Genomic DNA, 22,702 nt, shown 5'->3' on the forward strand with positions numbered 1-22,702 from the left:
GCCGGCCATGCCCCGCCCCGTCCGCGAGCGCCCCGTGGTGTGTCGCGCACACCGACCGCTCCCGTGGACCCGGAAATACCGGTCACGACCACGGAAAGAAATGAATGGTAAGGCTAACCTAATCATTCCCGTGTTGCGACCATGGATTAGCTGCGGCAGTGTTCGAATCGGCGAAACAAACGACCGAGGAGCCGGCATGACCACCACTGAAATGCCCCATGTCAGCGAGTGCACCGTCGCGGGCTGTTCGTACAACCACGACGGCTGCCACGCCTTCGCCATCACCGTGAGCGGCCACAACGGCGCGGCGGACTGCGGGACGTTCATCCCGTTGTCGCGCAAGGGCGGCCTGGACCGGGTGATCGCGCAGGTCGGCGCCTGTCAGCGCGCGGACTGCACCTACAACCGCGACCTGGAATGCACGGCCCCCGACATCCGGGTGGGTCCGGGCGAGGGCGGGCACGCGGCGAACTGCCTCACCTACGCGCCGCGGTGAATCGACCCCGAAGGCCGGCCGCCCCGCGCGTCACGCCGTCGGCTTCGACCACCACCTGGCCTGCGCCACGACGTCGAAGCCGAACGAGTCGTACAGCGGGCGACCGGCCTTGGTCGCGGTGAGGGTGACCGGCACGTCGCACCCGTGGAGCGCGGCGTTCAACAGTGCCCGCCCGACGCCCCGTGAGCGGTGCTCGGGCAGGGTGGTCACCCAGTACAGCCCGGTGGCCCGACCGTCCGCAATGGACAGGCACGCGCCGGCCGCCTCCCCGTCGCGCTCCGCCAGGCGCATCCGCGCTTCAGGCCGGTCGAGCAGGGCGGGGGTGAACGCCTCCCCCGGCGCGAACCCGGGCAGCGGGAACCCGTCCAGCACCACTCGCTCGAACACGGCGACCTGCTCGGCGGTTCCGACTTCGCGCACTCCCGACGCCGGCGCGGCCACGGGTCCGGGCCGGCGCACCATGACCGGCAGCTCCCGTCCCGCCAACCCCCACGGCGCGCAGTCGAGCACCCCGAACGAGTCCTCGACCGTCACGCGCCGCTCCCCCGCCGCCGCCACCAGGTCGCCCATCTCGGCGATGGCGCGGGGGCCGGGTTCCGGGTCGAGCACCAGCACGCGCAGCAGGCCGGGGCCGATCATCGCGGAGAAGCCGTCGCGGCGCAGCAGCTCGTGGCCGCGGGTCTCGGCCAGGACGGTGAGCAGGACGTCGGAGTTGCGCGTGGCGAGGGCCAGGGAGGCGGGGACGACGGAGGTCATGATCGGACTCTATGCGCCCGGTCGGCCTCCGGCCCCCGGTTCCAGTGTCTCACCGGGGGCCGACAAGACGGCCCGCACCGGCCCTTACCGCCGGTTGAGCAGCTGGTCGAACGGGATGAAGGTGTCCGCGGGCTTGGTCGCCACCCGGCCCTCCAGCAGCCCCGCCAGTTCGCCCGCCGCCCGCTCGACGCGGTCCGACAGGCCCTGCGGCGCGCCCCAGTCCGAGGACGCGGCGTAGACGCCCGTCGGCACGACGATCGCCCGCAGGTATGCGAACAACGGCCGCAACGCGTGGTCCAGCACCAGCGAGTGGCGCTCGGTCCCGCCGGTCGCCGCGATCAGCACCGGCTTGCCCACCAGCGCGTCCGGCTCCAGCACGTCGACGAACGACTTGAACAGCCCGCTGTACGACGCGTTGAAGGTCGGCGTCACCACCACCAGGCCATCGGCGGTCACGACGTCGTCCACGACCGCCTTCAAACGCGCGCTCGGGAAGCCGGTCACCAGGTTGTCCGCCACGTCCCGCGCCACGTCCCGCAAGCGGAACGACCGCAGCTCCACGGGCAGCCCGCGCTCCACGGCGGCGGCGAGCCGGTCGGCCAGCAGGTGGCTGGACGACGGCTCACCGAGACCCGCCGACACCACGGCCAGGGTCGTCACTTCACGGTCTCCTTCACGCGCGCGGTGTGGGTGGGGGCGTCCGGCACGTCCGCGGGCCGGCCGACGGCGAACTCGCGGCGCAGCACCGGCACGATCTCGCCCAGCAGGTCCAACTGCTCCAGCACCGTCTTCAGCGGCAGGCCGGCGTGGTCCATCAGGAACAGCTGGCGCTGGTAGTCGCCGAAGTGCTCGCGGAAGGTCAGCGTCTTGTCGATGACCTCCTGCGGGCTGCCGACGGTCAGCGGCGTCTGCGCCTGGAAGTCCTCCAGCGACGGGCCGTGGCCGTAGACCGGGGCGTTGTCGAAGTACGGGCGGAACTCGCGGACGGCGTCCTGGGAGTTGCGGCGCATGAACACCTGGCCGCCGAGTCCGACGATCGCCTGGTGCGCGGCGCCGTGCCCGTAGTGCTCGTAGCGCTCCCGGTAGAGGTTGATCAGCCGCTGGAAGTGCTCCTTGGGCCAGAAGATGTTGTTGGCGAAGAACCCGTCGCCGTAGTAGGCGGCCTGCTCCGCGATCTCCGGGCTGCGGATCGACCCGTGCCACACGAACGGCGGCACGCCGTCGAGCGGGCGGGGCGTCGAGGTGAACGACTGGAGCGGCGTGCGGAAGCGGCCCTGCCAGTCCACGACGTCCTCGCGCCACAACCGGTGCAGCAGGTGGTAGTTCTCGATGGCCAGGTCGATGCCGTCGCGGATGTCCTTGCCGAACCACGGGTACACGGGCCCGGTGTTGCCCCGACCCATGATCAGGTCCACCCGGCCGTCGGCCAGGTGTTGCAGCATCGCGTAGTCCTCGGCGATCTTGACCGGGTCGTTCGTGGTGATCAGCGTGGTCGCGGTGGACAGCACGAGGCGTTGCGTGCGCGCCGCGATGTAGCCGAGCATCGTGGTGGGCGAGGACGGCACGAACGGCGGGTTGTGGTGCTCGCCGGTCGCGAACACGTCGAGGCCGACCTCCTCGGCCTTCAGCGCGATCTCGACCATCGCCTTGATGCGCTCGGCCTCGGTCGGCGTCCGGCCCGTGGTGGGGTCGGGCGTCACGTCGCCGACGGTGAAGACACCGAACTGCATAGCCGCTCCTCGGTCCAAGTAGTTGTACTTTCAACTACTGCGCACAACAGTACCGCCTCGATCGCTATTCCGGTGTCGCCGGGTGGCGCGGACCACGCCGGGGCGTGTGGCGAGGGTCACCCACATGGAGGAGCCGTCCAGGTCAAAGCGCCCTGGCCCACAGGTTCCATGGACCCTGTCCGCTGTGAGCCCCGCCACAGACCATCGACGTGGGGCCGAGGTGAGGAGCGCGCGATGCGAGTGGTTCTCGTGGTGGTCGTGGCGGTGACGGTGACGGCATGCAGCTCGGTCACGACCATGCCGCCGGCGCCTTCCAACGCGCCGACCTCGACGACGAGCCGGTCTTCGACGCCCGCACCGACGCGGACCACGACCCGGTTCTCGGCACCCGCGCCCACAGGGGACACCGGCAGTTCCGGGCTGGCTCGCGCGGACGCCATCTGCGCGCAAGCGATTGAGGCCTACCAGGACCGGACGGCGGGCGGCGGGGTCGATCCGGAGGCGGACACCCTCGCCGCCGCCCAGGTCCTGCTCACCGCGGCCACCGCGCTGGCGGCGTTGCCCGGCGCCGACCGGCCCCCGCTGAAGGGATTGGCCGGCGCGGTCGCCCACCACGCGGCCAAGGAGAAGGCCCTCGCCGAGGCGATGGTGGATCCGTCGGCCACGAGCCAGCACGTGAACGAGGCGTTCGAGCAGCTCGGGGTGAGCGGTGAGGACCTCGCCGCCGCGAGCTCCGGGGCGCCGTCCTGCGCAGCGATCAAAGACCGGATGTGACGCCATGGAGGTGTCGTTGTGACCGGATCGACCATCACGCCGGAAGCGGAGCGCGAACTCCAAGGCGACCTCGTCCTTGCCGCCCTGCGGGACGCCGCGCCGGAGGAGGTCGACGTCTTCTCGGCCCACCGCGACGCCTACCTGGACGGCCGTGTTCCCGACGCGGAACCGGGCGACGAGGAACTGGCCTTCGGGGAGTACCTCATCCCCTCGCTCATCCCGTGCGTCGTCCTGGCGGCGCAGGTCGGGCTGCCGCTGATCGCCGAAGCGTTCGCGAAGTCCCTTCAGGACGAGCTGAAGACCACCTTCTCGGACTGGTTGCACCGCCTGCTGCACCGACGGGAGCGGGGCATCGCACCCATTCCGCCGGACGTCGTCAAGCGCGTCCGCGACGCCGCTTACGAGGTCCTCATCAGGGCCGGCAAGTCGGAGGAGGAGGCGAAAACGGCCGCCGACGCCGTCGCCGGCCGCTTCGTGATCGGGGAAGCGGGGGCGTCATGACCCGCACCGGCCGAGCGCCCGCGCGTCCGTGGTCGGCCGGCGTGCTGGCCTACCCGGCCGCAACGACGTTGCGCGTCGCGATGCTGGTGGCCGTCGTGCTGATGGCGGGCGTCTTCGTCGGGGACTGGCTGTACCTCGGCAGCGGCACTGGGCTGCCCGCGATGGTGGCGCCGCCGGTGTGGCTCGCCGTTCCGCCTCTGGTCGCGGTGCTCGCCATGCTGGTGCTCGCCGCGGTCACTCCGGCGGTGTCCGAACGCCGCCGGGGCCTGGTGGATGTGCCCGAGGACATGGGCCGGGTCGCTCGCGCCAGGCTCGCGGACCTGTCCGCCGCCGCCGGGTTGAGCAGACCGCCCCGCCTGGTGTGGAACCGGACGGCCAAGGGGACGGGCGTGCGAGCCTACGGCCTGCCGGGGCGCTACCGCATCCAGGTCGCCCCCGCGGCGCTCGGCCTCGCCCGGCGCAACCCCGCGGTCTTCGACATGCTCATGCGGCACGAACTCGCGCACGTGCGAAACCACGACATCGTTCCCGCAGCGGCGGCACGGGTCGCCGGCCACGTCGTCGTCGGGCTGCTGGCGGTGCCCGTGCTGTGGCGGGTGGCCGACCGCGACCTCTCCATGCTGCCCGACTTCCTGGTGCGCGCCGCGCTGCTCGTGGTCGCGGTGCGCATGGTGCGCGCCGCAGTGCTCCGCGCACGCGAGCACTACGCCGACGTCCGCGCCGCCTCGTGGTCCAGCCCGCCGTGGCAGGACGCGGACCGGTTCACCGACGCCGCGCGACGCCGAGCACCGCGGCGGGGCGTGGCCCGGTGGTTCGCGCTGCACCCCGCGCCCGCACGCCGCGCCGCGGTCGTGCGCGAGCCGAACGTCCTCGGCCGAGCGACGCCGGGTGAGCTGTTCACGGTCGGAGCGCTCACCACGGCCGCCCAGCCGCTGCTGAAGGAACTCGTCATCGCGCTCACCGGCCTGGACGTGCTCAGCGCGGACAGGCTCTCCCACGCCCTCGCCTACGCCGGTCTCGGCGCCGCGGTCGCCGCCGTGGTGGTGCGCGCCGCGGGGTGCGGTGTCCTCGGACCGCGCGCTGTGGCGGGCGCGATCGCGGCGCTGATCGCGGGCGCGGGCACGGGCGCGGTGACCTCGCTCTCGGTGACCGGGCTGCCGGCGGGCCAAGCGCTGTTCGCGCACGTTCTCACGGAGGTGCTGGTGTGCACCGTCGCGGGCGGCGCCCTGCTCGTCCTCCTGGTCGACGTGCTGCACGCGCGCCCGGCTCGACGGTCGGGGACCGTCGTGGTCGCCGGTGCGGCCGGAGCGGGCCTGGTGGTGCCCGGGGCGCTGGCGCTCGCCCTGGCGGTCGCCGAGGGCGCGGCGGCGGCCCTCGGCGGGGAACTGGCCCTGGCGTTCCTCGGCGACCCCGTCACCACCGCCGCCGGCCTCGCCCTGGCGATCGCCGCCGTGCTCCTCCTCGCGCGCGCGCCAGGCGCGTTGCGCACGGGTGTGCTGACCGGGACCGCGGCGGGCGCCGTCGCCACGATGGGCGCGGTCGCGCTGCTCCTGACCACCGACCCCTTCGCGACCGACGAGGCGGCCTGGCGGTTCTACCTCGGTGCGGTGTGGACCGGTGTCGCGCTCTCGACCGCCGCCGCGGCCGTCGCGAGCGCGTCGCGACGCGAGGGAGCGGTCCTCGGCATCGCCGCCGCCGCTACCACGGGCCTCGTCGCGACGGCCGGCTTGGCGGTCGTGTGGTCCGTCGCCGGTCACCCGTTCGACCTCTACTCGGTCTTGATCACGGTGCGCGCGACGGGAACCACCGCACTGTTCACGAGCCTCCCGGCGGCCGCGGCGGCGTCGCTGCTGCGACAGTTCGCGACGGCTCCGCGCACACGGCGCGAGGTCCTGGCACCGCCGACGCCGTAGGCGCGGGTGGTCGGTCCGGCCAGGGGCATCGCCCGCACCCACGGTCAGCGCAGTCGCCAGTAGACCGCGTGGTTGGCGAAGTCGTCCGTCTGGGCGGCCCCCACGACCAGGCCGAAATCGTTGATCGCCGCCGTGGTGCCGTAGTCGCCGCTCAAGACACCGAGATCCGTGATACCGCCGCGCCGGCCCCAGGCGACGGCGTGGTACCGCCCGGTCGTGGTGGCCGCCAGCCCCACCACCTGGCCGCGGTTGTTGATCGCCTGCGCCACCGACCCGTTCCAGGGTGGCGGCGAGCCCAGGTCGGTGATGCGCTGGTGCCGGTCCCACTTCACGGCGTGCCAGGCGCCGTCGGCGGCCATGGCGAAGCCCACCACCGTGCCGGCGTCGTTGATGCCGTACGCACCGCTGGCGCGGCCTTCCACCAGCGGCGGCAGGTGGGTCAACCGGCCCTGCGGGTCCCAGAGGGTAGCCGTTTCCCCGGCAGCCGAGGTCGCCGAGACGCCGACGACGGCACCGGAGTCGTTGACGTCCGCGATGACCGTGTAGTCGTTGACCGGGCTGACTTCGAGTTCCGACATCGTCCCGTCCGCAGCCCACCGCACGGGTTTGCTGCGCTGCCGGGGAAGGCCCGGCGGCTCGACGTCGAGCACCCCGACCACCGAGCCGGAGTTGTTGATCGCTCGGGCCAAGCTTTGGAGCGTGCCCGGCGGGACCGGCAGCACAACACGGCGCCCGTCCCTTTCCCAGCGCACCGCCCGCGCGGAGCCCGACGAAGCGTTGACCAGACCCGCCACCGTTCCCCGGTCGTTGATCGACACAGCCTCGCTTCCCGATGTGTCGATCGCGGTGTACCGCCCCTTCGTGTCCCATCGGACCGCCTGGCCGCAGCTCACGCCCACGATGACGCCCCTGTTGTTCACGTCGGAGGCGGAACTGCCGGCGCAGCCGGGCAGGACTACCGGTCCGCTCGTCGCCGCCTGCGCCGCGGCCGTGCTCGACAACACCGCCACGACCGTGCCCACGACGACAGCCAACTGCCCGCTCGTCCTCTTCATCAGACCCCACCCCTCGGCTCGTGTGCTCGCTCCAGGGTGGTGGCGGCTGAAATGGCCGGGCAGAGGACAAAGGCTCCGTCCGATCGGGCTGCCGAGAACAACCGATCGCAGGAGTTTCTACGCGCGGAGACACCGGGGGCGCGTGGCGGCTCGGAGAGCGAGACCCGCCATCCGGCCGACGACGTGCCGCGGCTGCATCCGATCCGCTGCCGCGATGTGGACCCACCCCGGGACTGGTAGGTGAACATGACATTCATTAACCTGGTCGGGTGACCGCCGTCGTCGACTCGTCCGCCCGCGACTTCCGCCGCTACCTCGCCGCCCGCCTGCTGTCCGTCGCGGGCAGCCTGGTGTCGGTGGTGGCGTTGCCCGTGCTGGTCTACCAGCTCACCGGGTCCGCCGGCTGGACCTCGGCCGTCGCCGCCGCCGAAGCGCTGCCGTACCTGGTGTTCGGGCTCCTCGCGGGAGCGCTGGCGGACCGGGTGGACCGGCGGGTGCTGATGGTGTCGCTCGACCTCGTGGTGGCGGGCGCGTTGGCGACGATCCCCCTGGCGTGGTGGGCGGGTGTGCTGACGGCGGGGCACGTGGTGGCGGTGGCGGTCGTCGCGCAGACCGCGTTCGTGTTCTTCGACGCGGCCAACTTCGGCGCGCTGCCCGCGTTGGTGGGCAAGGACAAGCTCACCGCCGCCTACGCCAAGCTGTACGGCCGCACCACGGTCGCCGAACTCGTCGTGCCGCCGCTGGCGGGCCTGCTGGTGGCGGTCGTCGCGCCGGCGAGCCTGGTCGCGGTCAACGCCTTGACCGCCGTGGGCTCGGCGCTGCTGGTCCGCGCGGTCCAGTCGGCCCTGTCCACGCCGCGCACCGACGGCGCGACGCTGGTCCGCGACATCGGCTCCGGACTGCGGTTCGTGTGGGGCAACCCGATCGTCCGCACGCTGACCCTGGTCGGCGCGACCCATTCGGCGGCGGCCGGCGCGTGGGTGGCCGTCATGGTGCCGTGGGCCGACCAGGTGCTGCACGTGCGGCCGTCCGGGGACGTCCGGTTGGCGGCGCTGTTCAGTTGTTGGGGCGTGGGCGCGCTCGTCGCGTCGCGGTTGTTGCCGAAGCTGACCGAACGGTGGGGCGGGGCGCGGCTCGCGCTGTCCGGGTTGCCGGCGTCGCTGGTGTGCGCGGCCGGGGCGTTGCTGAGCACGCATTGGGTCGCGGCGATGGTGGCCGCGGTCGCCTGGGGCGCCGCGCACTCGACCGTCGTCATCAACGCCATCACCTACCGCCAGCAGGTGTGCCCGCCGGACATGCAGTCCCGCGTCAACACGACCGCCCGCATGATCGCGTGGGGACTGGGCCAACCGGCGGGCGCGGCGCTGGCCGGCGTGGTGGCGGTGGCGGCCGGGCCGCGCGCGGGACTCGGCGCCGGCGTGGCGTTGATGGCCGTCGGGGTCGCGCTGGCGTGGGTGACCCCGACCCTGCGCCGAGAAGCCACCCGCTGACCCGCCACCGCCGCACCGACCCACCACCGCCGCGCGCAACCACCACCGCCGCGCCCGACCCACCACTGCCGCGCGCAACCACCACCGCCGCGCGCAACCACCACCGCGCGCAGCGGCCACCGCCGCGCGGAACTACCACTGCCAGCGGAACCCGAAACTGCCCGGAGCCAGGTCGAGCGCGACCCCCAGCAGCGACCCGCTCGCGTCCACCTCCGCCGGCAGCACGGTCTCGGCCCGCCCCTCCGGCCGCCGGTACTGCTGGCACGACACCGGCCGCACGGCGGCGTCGAACGCGACCTCCAGCACGTACTCCCGCACCGGCAGCCGGAACTTGCGCCCGCAGTGGGTCACGACCGCGTGCGGCCGGCTGACCAGCTCGTGCTCGATGACGATGCTCTGCCCGCGCCGCAACGCCCGGTCGAACAGCAACTCCGCGCACACCACCCCGACGTCCGAGCAGCTCACCAGGCGCCCCACCACGCAGTGCCGCACCGGCCGCAGCACCGGCAACGGCCGGCCGGGCTGCTCGCCGACGATCACCACCCACCGGTCCGCCCCGTCGGCCTCGGCGCGCAGCACGTGCCGCGACCGGATGACGTGCTCGGCGCGGTCGGCCGCCACGGTGACGAAGTCGTGCTGGCTCAACCGGGTCAGCTGCTCGTCCCACCCGGTGTCCACCTGCCGCACGGCCCACTCGACGGTCTCCGGCCGCGACCACAGGGCGCTGATCGGCAACGGCTCGTCGGGCACCCGCTTTAACCACCGCCCGCGCGGCCGGGGCGGCCCCAGCAGGTTCTCCAGGTGCCCGGCGGGCAGGTCGAGGATGTCCTCCAGCAACCCGATCGCCTTCAGCGACGACCGCCGCTCCGGCCGGCTGCGCCCCGACTGCCAGTAGCTCAACGTCGCCAGGCTGACCTTGACGCCGTGCTGCGCCAGGTGCTCGCGGATGCGTTCCAGCCCCAGTCCGCGGGCCGCGATCGCCGCGCGCAGGGCACCGGCGAACGTGTCCGTTCTCGCTGTGTCCATGACTGCTCCCCCTCGCTGTTGCCACGGTATTGCGGCAGCAGCACCCCGGGGAATGGCTTTATGCCCCCTTTTTATGTCCCCGTCCCGGGTCGCGGGACACCGCGCCCGACGACGAACAACACCAGCGGTACGTCCTGTTCTCCGCCCCCGACAAGGGTTTTGACCGCGTCGTCGGAGAATCCGGCGACCGCGCACCCGTGCAATCCGAGCGCGGTCGCCACCAGGTACAGGTTCTGCACCGCCACCCCGGCGTCCACGTGCGCGGTGCGGTAATGGCGTGATCCGTATTTCGCCAGTCCCGGACCCATCCGTCCACTGAGGACGACGACGGTGTCGGCCCGCCGCCCGAATTCCCCCTGCGCGAACACGCCGTCCAGGTCACCCGGCCCCAACGGCGACAACGCGTGCGGCTCGCGCAGGTACTCGAACACCGTCGCTTCCCGCACGACGTGCACCGCGATGGTCGGTAGTCCACCCGCGTTGGGATTGGTGCCCAGCACGTGCGGCCCCGACCGCCGCTGCACGCCGACCGCGAACCGCAGCAAGGCGCTGAGGTCCGTGAGGCTCAACGGCCGGTAGGTGTAGTGCGACCGGCGGGACAGCAGTGCGTCCGCCAGCGTCATCGCCGGCGCGACCGGCTCGGGCAGCGGGATCACAGGAACGGCGGCGGGTCGAGGAGGACGCGCGCCGGGTCGCCCCAGCGCGGCAGGCCCAGGTAGCGGAACGCGGCGGGCGCGTTGGGCACCAGCCCGGTGGCGCACACCCGCACCACGCGCAGTCCCGCCTCGGCCACGTCGGGCGTGGTCAGGTCGGCGGTGGCGATCCGGTTGCCGCTCAGGCTCGCCCGCAGGTCCGCCAGGTCGCCCCGGGGCTCCAGCGCCACCATGCGCTCGGGACGCGTGAACCGGTGCAGCAGCTCGTCCTGCACGCGCGGGTCGAGCCACACCTGGACCTGCGCGCCCAGGTCGCGCACGGCGGCGAAGTGCTCGCCGACGTCGTCGCGGTACCGGCGGTCGGCGCGGTGGTCGAGGTAGAGGCCCTCGGCGAGGATTCCGGCCGAAATGGACTCGAACACCCAGCCGTCCGGGGCCAGCAGCCCCTGCGTGAAGATCCAGGTGTGCACCGCCTCCAACACGGCCTTCGTGCACGCCTCCGCCGGGTCGAACCGGGCCGCTCCGCCGCCCGCGACGATGCCGGTCGCCCGGTCCACCACCACCGCGCCGACGCACCACACCGGGTGCTCGGTGGGCAGTTCGACCAGGTGCACCTCCAGCGGGCACCCGGCCAGTTCGGCGGCCAGACCCGGCACGTCCCCGACCGCGATGCCCGTGGTGGGCGCGTCGAGGTGCCACCAGCGTTCGAGGGCGTCGCGCTCGACGAGTTCGAGCAGGGCGCGGGTGAACGCGTCCTGCGCGCTGACGCCCGTCGCGATGCCGGCGTAGTTCAGGTGGTGCAGGCGGGGTTCGGCGCGGCGGGCCCCGGAGTGGTAGTTCAGGTGGACCCAGGACGCGGGCAGCAGGCACGCTTCGCCGTCCTCCTCGCCCTCGACCCAGGCGATCCGCGTGTCGTCGGTGAAGCGCCGGTAGGGGAAGCCGGGCGTCTCGTACTGCCGGTCGGCGAAGAACGGCAGGTCGGCCGGGCCGAAGTGGCGGGCGCCCTCGGCGGCGAGTTCGGCGGGCGTGGCGTGGCGCAGACCGGGCGGCACCCGGTTGCCGCAGTACCGCTCGACGGCCTCCCCCACCGCCGCCGCGCGGGCCGCGTCCACGTCGCCGAACGAGGTGCCCAGGCTGACCCGGTCCGCGGGCCACACCCCGAGCCGGCGGGCGTCGGCGACCTCGGCGGTGACGGCCCGGTAGCGGCGCGGGACGCCGGTCACCGGGGCGACGTCGACCAGCCGGCGCACGACGCCGGTCATCGGGTCCACCAACAACGTCACGAGGCGACCTCCTCGGGTAGGGCGGCGGCGGGCACGGTGTCGGTGCCGCCGGGGTGCCGGGGGATGCGGGCGGCGGCGCGCAGCACGGTCCGGCGGCTCGGGAGGAGCGCGGTGGCGCGGACCGGGTCTTCGCCGGTGTGGGGGTTGCGGGCGTGCCGGGGCCAGTGGTGCCCGGCGACCTCGAAGGTGAGGCGGGCCGAGTCGGGCACGGCCTGGCCGATGGGCGGGAGGTCGATCGTGAAGGTGGCGGGCTCGCCGGGGGTGTGGGTGCGGCGGTGGACGGCGTGCGCGAGGTGCGTGCCGTCGAGGGAGAGCCGGACGACCCAGTCGGCGTCGGGCGTGTCGGCGACGGCGGTCAGGGTCACGGATATGCCTCCCCGCACCTCGCCCGCGCGCAGGGTTGGGCTGAGCAGGACGGCCGCATTCTCGGCTTCGGGGATGGGCGCACCGAGCGGGACCGAGCGGAACGGCCGGTCGGGGTCCGCGGTGAACCCGCCACGCGCGACCTGCAAGTGGATCTGCTCGCAGTCCTCGGAAAGCCTCCGCCAGCCATTCGAGTCCGGCGAGACGGCGATGAACTCCTTGCCGCCGCGCAAGTCCGCCAGGGCCCGCGCCCACGCCACGTACAGCTCGCCGATCCGACGCCCGGCCAGAGCGGCGCCGGGCGCGGGCGCGTCCAGTTCGTGCCCCCACGGTCCGAGGAGGAGCCTGCTCGGGCCGCCCCACTCCCGTGCCAACCGCACGGTGTCCGCGGCGAACGGGTCGTGCAGCCCGCCGACCGCCAGCAGCGGCGCCCGCAGGCGCGGCAACGCCGTCCACAACTCCTCGGTGCGTTCGGGCGCGGCCCACAGGTCGTCCCAGCCGTCGATGAGGTCCGCCACGGGCGTGTGCCGCAGGTCGGTCGACCGGACCGTCCCCACGTGCTCGCCCCACCACCCCGCGCGGCACGCCAGCCGCGCCGCCCCGCCGGGTTCCCGCGCGGTCTCCCCCAGGCCCAGCGCGGGCACGGCCGCCAGCACACCGACCACCACGTCCGGCCGGGCGATCGCCGCCGTCACCGCGCAGTACGCCGCGTAGGACGCCCCGGCCGCGATCACCCGCCGAAAACCCAGGCGCCGCAACGCGTCGACGACGCCGGCACCGTCCACGGCCTCGGTCCGGTACGGGCGGAAGTCCCCCGCCGAGCCACCACGCCCGCGCACGTCCCCCACCACGCACGAGAACCCGCGCGCCACCCACCCCCGCGCCTCGGCGAAGTGGTGCTGACGGCCGTACGGCGTGCGGATCAGCACGACCGGCGCGGCCCGGTCGCCGGCGAACAGCGTGTGCGCCAAGCCCGCCGCGGTGAACTCACGGCGCACTGTCGGGCACCGGCAGCACGGGGTGGTCGGCGATCGCGCCGCTGTCCAGGTCGACCACCCGCAGCCGCCGGTGGGCCGGGATCGCGCCCGGCGTCAGGGACGTGTCCGCGGTCGTCGCGCCGGTCGCCCAGCGCGCCAGGTCCTTGACCGCGAGCGCGGCGACGAGCAGGAGTTCGGCGGCGTCCGGGGCCTCGTCGCCGAGCACGGCGTCCCGCCCGGCCCAGTACGCCGCCAGGTGGCGGTGACCGGAGCCGGCGGCGGCCAGGCGGCGCGCCCGCACGTCGCGGTGGGTGACGCCGATCGGTTCCAGCAGCACGTGCCGGCCCTCGCGGCTGACCCGCTGCCAGCCGATGCCGTGGTCGGCCAGGGCGTCCAGCTCCAGCCAGCGCTCGGGCGCGGGACCGTCGTGCCAGGCCAGGACGGCCGCCGGCGCGAGGTCCAGCACGGCGTCCAGCGCGGTGTCCGGCCGCAGCACGACCGGTCGCGCGCCGGCGCGGCGCAGCGCCTCCGCGGCCTCGATGGCGTGGTCGGCCAGGACGGCGACGGTCCGGCGGCCCACCGGCCAGCTCGCGCGCGTCCCGACGTGGCCTGCGTGCTCGAACGCCCCCAGTTCGGGCGTCGGGGCGGCGTCGGCGCGGGTGAGCGCGGCGCGGACCCCGGCGAGCGCCGCGTCGGACAGGGCGACGGCGAACAGCTCGCCCGCCGCGTCGCGCAGCACCGGACCGGTCGGGCCGGTGAACAGCGCGGTGCCGGGCTTGAGGGTCTTCACGGGCTCCTCCTCGTCGGGGGCCCGGGGCCGCCGGGTGCGGCGGCCCCGGAGGGGGTCACTCGTCGTCGCCGCCGTCGAACGGGTTCTCGACCAGCGCGTTGCTGTGGCTGGCGGAGTTGTGCGGCAGCAGGCGCTCGGCCTCGACGGGCTCGAAGATCTCCACGAGGTGTCTCCTCTCGGTTGGTGGTGTGGCCGGGTTCGACCACGCCACCAACCTAATCTGGAATGACAACCATTTTCAATAGGCCGTTGGTCGTGATCCACCGCACTTCGCCCCGCACGCCGTAGACCTCCGCCAGGAACGCGGCGTCGACCACAGTGGACGGTGGTCCGTCGGCGTGCACGACACCGTCGCGCAACGCCACCACCCGGTCGGAGTACCGGGCGGCCTGGGCGAGGTCGTGCAGGACGGCGACGACGGTCAGCCCGCGTTCCCGTTGCAGCGCGCGGACCAGCTCCAGCACCTCGACCTGGTGGCGGATGTCGAGGTAGGTGGTCGGTTCGTCGAGCAGCAGCACGGGCGCGTCCTGGGCGAGCGCCAGCGCGAGCCGCACCCGCTGCCGCTGCCCGCCCGACAGCCGCTCGACCGGCGTGTCCGCCCACTCGACCACCCCGGTGTCCCGCAACGCCTTCCGCACCTGGTCGTCGTCGCTCTCGCCGAGCATCCCCAGCGGACCCCTTGCGGCGTAACGGCCCTGCCGCACGAACTGCCGCACGGTCAGCCCCCGCACGTACGGGGTGGCCTGCGGCAGCAGCGAGATCCGCCGCGCCACGTCCCGCCGGGACATGCCCGTCAACGGCCGGCCGTCCACCAGCACCCCACCGTCGCTCGGCACGTGCAGCCCCGCCAGGACGCGCAACAGGGTCGTCTTGCCGCTGCCGTTCTCGCCGAGCAGGGTCAGCCACTCCCCCTCGGCCACGGCGAGGTCGATGCCCCGCAGCACCTCGTGCTCACCGAACCGCACGCGCACGCCCGCCGCGCGCAGTGGCCGCCGCGGTTCCGCCCGATCACCGGTCACCAGATCCCTCCCGTCCGCCGCGCCACCACGACCAGCACCACCGCGCCCAGCAACGCCGTGATCGCCCCGGCCGGCACGTGCGCCAGCTGTCCCACCGCGTCCGACGCCGCCACCGCCGCCGCGCCCAGCAACGCCGACGCGGGCACCACCCGCCGGTGCGCCGGCCCGACCACCCACCGCGCCGCGTGCGGGGCGAGCAGCCCGACGAACGCCGTCGCCCCCACCGCCGCCACGGCCGCCGACGTGGCCACCGCCGCCAGCAGCAACACCGTGCTGCGCCAAGGGACGACGGCCAGCCCCACCGCGTGGGCGTGGTCGTCGTCCACCGCCAGCACGTCCAGCACGCCACCCAGCAGGGTCGCCACGACCAGGACCGCCAGCAGCACCGGCCACAGCGGCGCCAAGTGCTCCCACGTCCGGCCGACCAGCGACCCGAGCAGCCACCGCGACACCGCGCCGGCCAGTTGCGGACGGGCGGTCAGCAGCACCAACGTCGTCCCGACCAGCACCGACGACACGACCACGCCGCGCACCGCGACCTCGCCGGACACCCCGACCAGCACCCACAGCACCCCGCCGCCGACGACCCCGCCGACCAGCGCCGCACCGGCCATCGGCAGCGGCTGCGCGGCCACTCCCCCGACCACCGACGCGACCACCGCGCCCAGCACCGCCCCCGACCCGACCCCCGTGATCTCGGGCGAGGCCAACCGGTTGCGCACGGCCGCCTGCAACAGCGCCCCGGCGATCCCCAGGCACGCCCCCGCGCACACCCCGACCAGCACGCGCGGCGCGCGCAGTTCCAGCACGACCGCCCGCGCGTGGGCGTCGTCGCCGAAGAACAGCGACACGTCCGTGCTCCCGACCGCGAGCTGCGCCACCGCGCACGCCACCACCAGCACGACCAGACCGGCGAACCTCACGCCCGCCTCCGCACCAGCAGCCCGACGCCCACGGCGGCCAACGCGGTCAACCCGCCGACCGGCAGCTCCACCGGGTACAGCACGGTCCGCGCCACCAGGTCCGCGACGACGACCACCAACGCCCCCAGCGACGCCGTCACCCCCACCGAGGGCCGCCCGAGCCGGGCCGCCAGCCGGGGCGCGAAGAACCCGACCCACGCCACCGGACCCGCCGGTCCCACCACGACCGCCACCAGCAGCGACGCCACCGCGAGCACGGCGACCCGCGCCCGTCCCGGCCGCAGCCCGGCCGACATCGCCTCGTCGTCGCCCAGCCGCAGCAGCCGGACGCGCGGCAGCGCGACCAGCACCGCCGGCACCGCCACCGCGAGCCCCACCGCGACCGGGACGAGCGTCGGCCACGTCGTCCCGGTCAGCGACCCGAGCAGGTAGCGCACCAGCACGCCCTGTTCCCGCGTGTCGGTCATGGCGGTCGCGGCGAGCATCACGGCCTGCGCCGCCGACCCGACCGCCGCGCCGATCAGCAGCACCGCCGCCGGACCCTCCGCGCCCCGCACCGCCACCAACGTCAACGCCCCGCCCAGCGCGGCGCCGACCAGCGCGGGCGTGAGCGGCGCGCCCGGGACGTCCAGGCCGAACGCCACCGTCGTGCCGACGGCAGCCGCCGCCCCGCCGGACACCCCGAGCAGCTCGGGCACGGCCAGCGGGTTGCGCAGGGACTCCTGCAACAACAACCCCGCCACCCCCAGGCACGCGCCGGCGACCGCGCCGAGCACCAGCCGGGGCGCGCGCAACTGCCACACCACGACCTGCTCCAGCTCGGTCACCGGCCACGCCACGACGGGCTGCCCCAACGCCAGCGCCCCGACGACCGCCGCCACCGCGGCGAGCGCGAGCAGCCTCAAGCGGGGACCTTGGCCAGCGCCTCGTCCACCACCGCCGCCAGGCTGCGCAACCCGCGCCCGGAACCCCACAGCTTGGCGTGCGTCTCGTGCACGCGGCCTTGCCGCACGGCCGGGATCTGCTTCCACACGGGGTTGTCGGCGAGCTGACCGCTCAACGTCTTGTCGTCGGGCGAGAACAGCAGCGAGTACACGAACACCACGTCCGGCTGCTTGGCCAGCAGTTCCTCGACGCTGTAGTTGCTCGCCGTGTCCACGTCGGCGCCCTTGGCGGGGAACGGGTAGGTGAACAGCTGCCCGAGCAGGTGGCCCTTGAGCGAGGACGTGGTGTCCACGCCGATCGAGTCCACGCTGCCGTACATCAGCAGCACCTTCTTGCCCGACCGCCCGTCGGCCTGCGTCTTGGCGACGGCGTCGGCGAGCTTGCCGCGGAAGGACTCCTCCGCCTTGACGGCCTGGTCGGTGCGCCCGGTCAACGCGCCCAGCGCGCGCAGGTAGCCGACGGACTGCTCCCAGGTCGCCGGTTCGGCCGTCCACAGTGGAGCGAACTTCTCGATGGCGGGCCGCAGCGGGTCGTGCACGCCGGGCAGGCCGATCACCAGGTCCGGCTTGAGGCCGGCGATGAACTCGACGTCCTCGCTGCCGAACGTGCCGGGCACCTTGGGCACCTCGCCCGCGTGGCCGATGGCCGGCAGCAGGGTCGGGTTGGTCGTGCCGACCGGGGTGAGCCCGAGGTCGAGCACGATGTCGTCGCACAGGCCGTTGAGGCACACGATCCGCTCGGCGGGCCTGGTCAGCGTGACCTTCGCGCCGTGCGGGTCGGTGACGCTCAGGGAGGGTTCGAGCGGCGCGGCCGTGCGGACGACCGGGGTGGGCCGCACCTGGTCGGCGGCGGGGGCGGTGGTGCAGGCGGCGAGCGCCAGGCCCGCGAGGGCGAGTGCGAGGGTCCTCATCGTTCTTCCAGCCAGGAGAGCAGGGTGGCGGCGTCCCGGCGGAACGCCTCGGGCGAGTCGTCGGGCACGAACTCCAGCAGCACGTGCCGGTCGCGGCCGTCCTCGTGCAGGACGTCGAGCAGCGGGCGCCACAGGTCGGCGCGGGCGGCCAGCGGGAGGCGCTCGGTGAAGCCGTCCGGGCCCCAGGAGAAGGCGTGGACGGCGACCAGGCGCGGGAGCAGGACGGTGACCTCGGTGAGGCACGCGTCGACGTCCGGTTGCTCCCCGGGTTGCCAGTGGGCGACCAGGTCCACGTCCTCCAGCAGGCGCAACGCCGAGGCGAGGTCGTCGGTCAGCGAGGACACGTGGTGCTCGGCCGTGACCGCGATGCCCCGGGCGGCGGCCAGGTCCGCGCACCGGCGCAGGTCCTCGGTGATCTCCTCGCGCTCTTGTTCCGCGGTCTCCCGCGAACCCTTGACCCCCGCCCACACGCGGACGCGCGGCGCGCCCAGGGCTTCGGCGGTGTCCAGGACGGCGGCGAAGTCGGCCGGGTCGCTCGCGCCGGCCTTGTAGTAGGAGCCGTAGGTGCCGATCGCCAGGTCGTGGGAGCGGCACAGCCGGGCGGCGCGCTCCGCGCTCGCGCGGTCGCCCGGCGGGACGTGCACGTCCCCGGCCCACTCGACGGCCCCCAGCCCGGCGTCGGCGGCGAGGCCGACGACCTCGTCGACCGGTCTGCCCCGGAAGGTGACCGAGGCCAATCCTGCGGTGATCATGGGTGCCCTTCACTCGAACAGGTGAGGGTTCCCATGCTTACTGGAGATGGGAGTCGTTATCAAATAAGCGGATCGCGATGTGCCACGACGACGGCGCTGTCACCCCGCCGCCAGACGACCTCGACGTGCGCGAACCCGGCGCTGTTGAGGGCGTCCACGTGCCAGGCGGCGGGCGGGTAGAAGTCGGCGGACTCGCCGTCGGCCCGGTCGGCGGCGGCGTCGGCCAACGCGGGCTGCGCGAGCGCTTCCCGCCACCACGAGCGCCAGGCCTCCATCGCCGCCGACCCACCGGACGCGGGCGCGGCAGCGGCGGGCGCGGCAGCGGCGGGCGCGGCAGCGGCGGGCGCGGCAGCGGCGGGCGCGGCAGCGGCGGGCGCGGCAGCGGCGGGCGCGGCGGTGGCGGCGGGCGCGGCGGGTTCGGGCATTCGGTCGGCGTTGGCGAACACACCGCCGGGGGCCAGCACTTCGCGGATCTCGGCGTAGAGCGCCCGCAGCCGCTCGGGCCCGAAGTGGTGCAGCGCCGTGCCCGCCACCACCGAGTCGAAGCGCGGCAACCCGTCCGCCCAGCCCGGCCCGCTCAGGTCCGCCCGCACCACCGCCACCCCGAGCGCCACCCGCGCGATCTCCAGCAGCACCGGGTCGAAGTCCAGCAGGGTCACCCCGGCCGACACCACACCAGCCGGCGTCACGTCAGCCGGCTCCACCCCGGTCAGGCGGGCGGCGATCGAGCCCGTACCGCCCGCCAGGTCCAGCACTCGCCCGTGCGCCCGCGCGGCCAGGACGTCGAACGCCTCCTCCCGCCACGGCAGGAAGGGCTGCTGCTGCGCGTCCCAGCCGCGCCGCAGCGCGGCGGCGGTCACCGGGTCCAGAGTCGTCATGCCGCCAGCGTAACGACTCCGATTTTCATTTTCCCAGCTTTAGCCGCGTTCGATCAGGTGCCCCACCACGTCCGGACCCGGGTGGGCGTGGCCCGAACCGTCGCGGCGCGGGTCCACCTCGGGCAGCTCCACCGGCGACCCGTTGTCCGCCGCGCCCGCCGGACGCGGCCCGACCCACGCCAGGACCAGCCCGTTCTCGCCCTTCAGGAACCGCTGCGACCGCACGCCGCCGGTCGCCCGGCCCTTCGCCGGGTACTCCCCGAACGGCGTCACCTTCACGCTCTGCCCGGTCGACGTGACGACCATCGGCGCGCCGTGCTCGTCGTCGTCGGTCCGCACCGCCCCGAAGAACAGCACCCGCTGGCCCGCCGCGAGGTTGATCCCGGCCATGCCACCGCCCTTGAGACCCTGCGGACGCACCAAGGACGCGCTGTAGCGCAGCAGCGACGAGTCGGACGAGACGAACACCAGCGTCTCCTCCGCGCCGCCCAGCCACGTCGCGCCGACCACCTCGTCACCCTCCTTGAGGGTGATCACCTCGAACTCCTCCGACCGCACCGGCCACTCCGGCGCGCACACCTTCACCACGCCCTGCCGCGTGCCCAGCGCCAACCCCGGCGAGTCGGTGTCGTTCAACGGCGCGATGCCCACGACCTTCTCGCCCTTGGCCAGGTCGAGCAGCTCACTGGCCGCCATGCCGCCCGACAGCGACACCGTCCCGCTGGCCTCCGGCAGCACCGGCAGCGGCAGCACGTCGGTCTTCACCGCGCGACCCAGGTTGGTCACCAGCAGCACCTGGCCGCGCGCGGTGGTGTGGACGACCGCCGCGACCGCGTCGTGCTTGGTCCGGCCGTTGCGGCGGCGCGCCTCGGACGCCTCCTCCGACTCCGCCGCCGTCCGCGCCACCAGCCCGGTCGCCGACAGGATCACCTGGCACGGGTCGTCGGCGACCTCCAGCGGCCCGGCCGGCTTGGACGCCGCCAGCACCTCCTTCAGGTCGCCGTCCAGCAGCGTCGTGCGGCGCTCGGCCGACAGGTCCTTGGCCACCTTCGCCAGCTCGGCCGACACGACCTTCTTCAGCTCGCGCTCGTCGTCGAGGATCTTGGTCAGCTCGGCGATCTCGCCGCGCAGCCGGTCCTGCTCGGCCTCCAGCTCGATCGAGTCGTAGCGGGTGAGGCGGCGCAGCGGCGTGTCCAGGATGTAGCCTGCCTGCACCTCCGAGAGCTTGAACGTCTTCATCAGGCCTTCCTTGGCGGCCTGCGCGTTCTCGCTGCCCCGGATCAGCTTGATGACCTTGTCGATGTCGAGCAGCGCCTTGAGCAGGCCCTCGACCAGGTGCAGCCGGTCCTCGCGCTTGCGGCGGCGGTAGCGCGTCCGCCGGGTGACGACCTCGTAGCGGTGCTTGAGGAACACCTCCAGCAGCGCCTTGAGCCCCAGCGTCCGCGGCTGGCCGTCGACCAGCACCAGGTTGTTGATGCCGAAGGACTGCTCCATCGGCGTCAGCCGGTACAGGTCGGCCAGCAGCGCCTGCGGGTTCACGCCGACCTTGCACTCGATGACGACGCGGATGCCGTTCTCGCGGTCGGTGAGGTCCTTGACGTCGGCGATGCCGGTCAGCCGCTTGGACTTGGTCACCTCGTCGGTGATCTTCTCGATGATCTTCTCCGGCCCGACGCCGTAGGGCAGCTCGGTGACCGTGATCGCCTGCCGGCCGCGACTGCCCTCCAGCGGCCCGGTCTCGACCTTGGCCCGCATCCGCACCACGCCGCGCCCGGTCTCGTAGGCCTTGCGCACCTCGTCCAGGCCGAGCAGCACGCCGCCGGTGGGCAGGTCCGGGCCGGGGACGAACTCCATGAGCTTGTCCAGGTCGGCGTCGGGGTGGTCGACCAGCCACCGCGCCGCCGCCACGACCTCGCCCAGGTTGTGCGGGATCATGTTCGTCGCCATGCCGACCGCGATGCCCGAGGTGCCGTTGACCAGCAGGTTCGGGAACGCGGCGGGCAGCACGGACGGCTCCTGGAGCGAACCGTCGTAGTTGGGCCGGAAGTCGACGGTCTCCTCGTCCAGCTCACCGACCAGCAGCATGGCGGCCGGCGACATCCGGGCTTCCGTGTAACGCGAGGCAGCCGGTCCATCGTCCGGGCTGCCGAAATTCCCGTGCCCGTCGATCAGCGGGGTGTTGAGGGAGAAGTCCTGGGCCAGGCGGACCATCGCGTCGTAGATCGCGGTGTCGCCGTGCGGGTGGTACTTGCCCATGCAGTTGTGCACGACCTGGCCGGCCACGACGAACGCGTGCTCGTCGGCCTCGACCTGGATGTCGTAGGTGGTGTCCGGGGCGGCCTGCTCGACCGCCACGACCTCGCAGGTCGCGGTCAGCTCGACCGGGTCCTCGCCGCGGGCCGCGCGGATGACCTCCACCAGGTCGTCGTGGCGGGTCTTCGTCCAGCGCAGCAGGGCGGCGGCCAGCGCGGCGGCGGGCCGGCCGGACACCCACAGGCCCCGGTCCCGCTCGGCGCGCACGCCCGCGTCGGCCAGCAGCGCGTAGACCTCGTCGCGGGTGTCGGCGAACCCGATCTCCCGGCCCTCGTGGACGTGGCCCGCGCCGTCGAACAGGCCCGCCAGGAACGGCGCCCAGTGCGCGCGTTCGGCGACCACGCCCGCCGGGACCACCCGGGTGGCCGCGAGCAGTTCCACGTCCGGGTCGAAGGTGAGGACGTGCAGGTCCACGCCGTCCGCGCCCTCGTACTTGTCCCGCTCCACCGTCATCTCGTGCGCGATGGCCCAGCCGTGCGCGGTGTCCAGCGGCGCGCACTCGGCCATCGTCAACTGCACGCGGCCGTCCTCCACGACACCGCGCGCCGCGACCAGGCCCAGCACGTAGGCCTCGACGTCACCGCCGTCGGCGACCAGCGTGGCGTGCCGGGACGCGCCGAACGCGGTGGTCCTGCGGCCGGCGAGGTCGCGGGCGGCGGTCCACTCGCCGTCGTCGGTGCGGAACCGCTGGCCGGGGGTGACCAGCATGGTGTCGCCGTTCGCCCACACGACCCGGACCAGCTCGGACACCGGGTTCCGGTAGACCTCGCCGACCCGCACCGGCCGCCCGGCCGGGTCGAGGACCAGGTCGCCGACCTCGATCTCCTCGATGGCCCGCAGGCCCGCGGGCGTCGAGACCAGCGCGCCGCGCACGAAGCAGTCGCCGACCACCCGCGAGGACTTCACGTACGGGCTGGTCGGGCGGTGGCCCTGCTCGTTCATCGAGAACAGGATGCGGCGGTGCACCGGCTTGAGGCCGTCCCGCGCGTCCGGCAGCGCCCGCGAGTGGATCACCGAGTACGCGTACTCCAGGTAGGAGTCCTCGATCTCGGTGGTCAGCGAGTTGTCGAACACCTGCGCGCCCGCGCGGTCGAACGCGGACGGGTCGACCCGGGTCGTGGGGGTCTTGCGGCGTGCCACTGGTGACTTCTCCTG

At 74.0% G+C, this 22,702-nt stretch carries 22 protein-coding genes; 5 read left to right on the plus strand and 17 right to left on the minus strand.

All coding sequences use genetic code 11. The features are described 5' to 3' along the window. Positions 1-196 precede the first annotated feature (196 nt). Positions 197-496: a DUF1540 domain-containing protein gene (locus ABD126_RS03165; protein ID WP_343932049.1), complete on the plus strand. Its 300-nt coding sequence runs from the start codon at positions 197-199 to the stop codon at positions 494-496. A 30-nt stretch (positions 497-526) separates the two neighbouring features. Here ABD126_RS03165 and ABD126_RS03170 read toward each other — a convergent pair whose 3' ends face one another. The 3 genes from ABD126_RS03170 to ABD126_RS03180 all read right to left on the minus strand — a co-directional run bounded on the left by ABD126_RS03170 (position 527) and on the right by ABD126_RS03180 (position 2,982). Continuing rightward, positions 527-1,252 carry a GNAT family N-acetyltransferase gene (locus tag ABD126_RS03170; protein WP_343932050.1) on the minus strand — a complete coding sequence of 242 codons (726 nt, stop codon included), beginning with the start codon at positions 1,250-1,252 and terminating at the stop codon, positions 527-529. 84 nt (positions 1,253-1,336) lie between these two features. Further along, on the minus strand, positions 1,337-1,912 hold the full coding sequence (locus ABD126_RS03175; protein WP_343932051.1) for an FMN reductase: 576 nt from the start codon (positions 1,910-1,912) through the stop codon (positions 1,337-1,339). Next, complete coding sequence (locus ABD126_RS03180; RefSeq protein ID WP_343932052.1) at positions 1,909-2,982, minus strand: LLM class flavin-dependent oxidoreductase; 1,074 nt, start codon at positions 2,980-2,982, stop codon at positions 1,909-1,911. The genes ABD126_RS03175 and ABD126_RS03180 overlap by 4 nt, the downstream gene beginning before the upstream one ends. Positions 2,983-3,216: 234 nt before the next feature. On the opposite strand from ABD126_RS03180, the gene ABD126_RS03185 reads away from it, so the two are divergent. From ABD126_RS03185 to ABD126_RS03195, 3 genes are read left to right on the plus strand one after another with little or no spacing between them, the layout of a single operon-like run. Further along, entirely contained in the window at positions 3,217-3,756 is a 540-nt protein-coding gene (locus tag ABD126_RS03185) for a hypothetical protein (RefSeq protein WP_343932053.1), read from the plus strand. Between the two features lie 18 nt (positions 3,757-3,774). Further along, positions 3,775-4,257 (plus strand): hypothetical protein, encoded by a 483-nt coding sequence (locus tag ABD126_RS03190; RefSeq protein ID WP_343932054.1) that lies wholly within the window; start codon positions 3,775-3,777, stop codon positions 4,255-4,257. Continuing rightward, on the plus strand, positions 4,254-6,170 hold the full coding sequence (locus tag ABD126_RS03195) for a M48 family metalloprotease (RefSeq protein WP_343932055.1): 1,917 nt from the start codon (positions 4,254-4,256) through the stop codon (positions 6,168-6,170). The genes ABD126_RS03190 and ABD126_RS03195 overlap by 4 nt, the downstream gene beginning before the upstream one ends. 44 nt (positions 6,171-6,214) lie before the next feature. On the opposite strand, the gene ABD126_RS03200 is transcribed toward ABD126_RS03195, so the two are convergent. Then, positions 6,215-7,225, minus strand: coding sequence for a hypothetical protein (locus ABD126_RS03200; RefSeq protein WP_343932056.1), 1,011 nt, complete (start codon positions 7,223-7,225; stop codon positions 6,215-6,217). A 269-nt stretch (positions 7,226-7,494) separates the two neighbouring features. Here ABD126_RS03200 and ABD126_RS03205 point away from each other — a divergent pair, with 269 nt between their 5' ends. Continuing rightward, positions 7,495-8,715 (plus strand): MFS transporter, encoded by a 1,221-nt coding sequence (locus ABD126_RS03205; RefSeq protein WP_343932057.1) that lies wholly within the window; start codon positions 7,495-7,497, stop codon positions 8,713-8,715. A gap of 132 nt (positions 8,716-8,847) precedes the next feature. On the opposite strand, the gene ABD126_RS03210 is transcribed toward ABD126_RS03205, so the two are convergent. The 13 genes from ABD126_RS03210 to ABD126_RS03270 all read right to left on the minus strand — a co-directional run bounded on the left by ABD126_RS03210 (position 8,848) and on the right by ABD126_RS03270 (position 22,687). Next, positions 8,848-9,741 (minus strand): XRE family transcriptional regulator, encoded by an 894-nt coding sequence (locus tag ABD126_RS03210; protein ID WP_343932058.1) that lies wholly within the window; start codon positions 9,739-9,741, stop codon positions 8,848-8,850. Positions 9,742-9,812: 71 nt separating this feature from the next. After that, positions 9,813-10,397, minus strand: coding sequence for a SagB/ThcOx family dehydrogenase (locus ABD126_RS03215; RefSeq protein WP_343932059.1), 585 nt, complete (start codon positions 10,395-10,397; stop codon positions 9,813-9,815). Beyond that, complete coding sequence (locus tag ABD126_RS03220) at positions 10,394-11,677, minus strand: YcaO-like family protein (protein WP_343932060.1); 1,284 nt, start codon at positions 11,675-11,677, stop codon at positions 10,394-10,396. Before ABD126_RS03220 ends, ABD126_RS03215 begins: the two co-directional genes overlap by 4 nt. Further along, entirely contained in the window at positions 11,674-13,038 is a 1,365-nt protein-coding gene (locus tag ABD126_RS03225) for a CocE/NonD family hydrolase (RefSeq protein WP_343932061.1), read from the minus strand. Before ABD126_RS03225 ends, ABD126_RS03220 begins: the two co-directional genes overlap by 4 nt. Then, on the minus strand, positions 13,028-13,807 hold the full coding sequence (locus ABD126_RS03230; RefSeq protein WP_343932062.1) for a hypothetical protein: 780 nt from the start codon (positions 13,805-13,807) through the stop codon (positions 13,028-13,030). Before ABD126_RS03230 ends, ABD126_RS03225 begins: the two co-directional genes overlap by 11 nt. Positions 13,808-13,862: 55 nt before the next feature. Next, on the minus strand, positions 13,863-13,970 hold the full coding sequence (amiA, locus tag ABD126_RS03235; protein WP_343932063.1) for a streptamidine family RiPP: 108 nt from the start codon (positions 13,968-13,970) through the stop codon (positions 13,863-13,865). Between the two features lie 52 nt (positions 13,971-14,022). Continuing rightward, positions 14,023-14,826 carry an ABC transporter ATP-binding protein gene (locus ABD126_RS03240; RefSeq protein WP_343932064.1) on the minus strand — a complete coding sequence of 268 codons (804 nt, stop codon included), beginning with the start codon at positions 14,824-14,826 and terminating at the stop codon, positions 14,023-14,025. Further along, entirely contained in the window at positions 14,823-15,749 is a 927-nt protein-coding gene (locus tag ABD126_RS03245) for a FecCD family ABC transporter permease (RefSeq protein WP_343932065.1), read from the minus strand. The genes ABD126_RS03240 and ABD126_RS03245 overlap by 4 nt, the downstream gene beginning before the upstream one ends. Beyond that, positions 15,746-16,654: an iron chelate uptake ABC transporter family permease subunit gene (locus ABD126_RS03250; protein ID WP_343932066.1), complete on the minus strand. Its 909-nt coding sequence runs from the start codon at positions 16,652-16,654 to the stop codon at positions 15,746-15,748. The genes ABD126_RS03245 and ABD126_RS03250 overlap by 4 nt, the downstream gene beginning before the upstream one ends. After that, the gene (locus tag ABD126_RS03255) at positions 16,651-17,604 is read right to left on the minus strand and encodes an ABC transporter substrate-binding protein (RefSeq protein WP_343932067.1); all 954 of its coding nucleotides are present in this window, start codon (positions 17,602-17,604) and stop codon (positions 16,651-16,653) included. The genes ABD126_RS03250 and ABD126_RS03255 overlap by 4 nt, the downstream gene beginning before the upstream one ends. Further along, positions 17,601-18,356, minus strand: coding sequence for a sugar phosphate isomerase/epimerase family protein (locus ABD126_RS03260; RefSeq protein ID WP_343932068.1), 756 nt, complete (start codon positions 18,354-18,356; stop codon positions 17,601-17,603). Before ABD126_RS03260 ends, ABD126_RS03255 begins: the two co-directional genes overlap by 4 nt. 59 nt (positions 18,357-18,415) lie before the next feature. After that, positions 18,416-19,234, minus strand: a complete 819-nt coding sequence (locus tag ABD126_RS03265; protein ID WP_343932069.1) for a class I SAM-dependent methyltransferase — start codon at positions 19,232-19,234, stop codon at positions 18,416-18,418. Positions 19,235-19,273: 39 nt separating this feature from the next. Then, positions 19,274-22,687, minus strand: coding sequence for a DNA topoisomerase (ATP-hydrolyzing) (locus ABD126_RS03270; protein ID WP_343932070.1), 3,414 nt, complete (start codon positions 22,685-22,687; stop codon positions 19,274-19,276). Positions 22,688-22,702: the final 15 nt, after the last annotated feature.

Origin of the sequence: Saccharothrix mutabilis subsp. mutabilis (assembly GCF_039521145.1) — a bacterium.
GTDB classification, from domain to species: domain Bacteria; phylum Actinomycetota; class Actinomycetes; order Mycobacteriales; family Pseudonocardiaceae; genus Actinosynnema; species Actinosynnema mutabilis.

Coding starts and splice junctions, on each gene's coding strand:
- ABD126_RS03165 (WP_343932049.1), top strand. CDS start 197: ATGACCACCACTGAAATGCCCCATGTCAGCGAGTGCACCGTCGCGGGC.
- ABD126_RS03170 (WP_343932050.1), bottom strand. CDS start 1,252: ATGACCTCCGTCGTCCCCGCCTCCCTGGCCCTCGCCACGCGCAACTCC.
- ABD126_RS03180 (WP_343932052.1), bottom strand. CDS start 2,982: ATGCAGTTCGGTGTCTTCACCGTCGGCGACGTGACGCCCGACCCCACC.
- ABD126_RS03185 (WP_343932053.1), top strand. CDS start 3,217: ATGCGAGTGGTTCTCGTGGTGGTCGTGGCGGTGACGGTGACGGCATGC.
- ABD126_RS03195 (WP_343932055.1), top strand. CDS start 4,254: ATGACCCGCACCGGCCGAGCGCCCGCGCGTCCGTGGTCGGCCGGCGTG.
- ABD126_RS03200 (WP_343932056.1), bottom strand. CDS start 7,225: ATGAAGAGGACGAGCGGGCAGTTGGCTGTCGTCGTGGGCACGGTCGTG.
- ABD126_RS03210 (WP_343932058.1), bottom strand. CDS start 9,741: ATGGACACAGCGAGAACGGACACGTTCGCCGGTGCCCTGCGCGCGGCG.
- ABD126_RS03255 (WP_343932067.1), bottom strand. CDS start 17,604: ATGAGGACCCTCGCACTCGCCCTCGCGGGCCTGGCGCTCGCCGCCTGC.
- ABD126_RS03260 (WP_343932068.1), bottom strand. CDS start 18,356: ATGATCACCGCAGGATTGGCCTCGGTCACCTTCCGGGGCAGACCGGTC.
- ABD126_RS03265 (WP_343932069.1), bottom strand. CDS start 19,234: ATGACGACTCTGGACCCGGTGACCGCCGCCGCGCTGCGGCGCGGCTGG.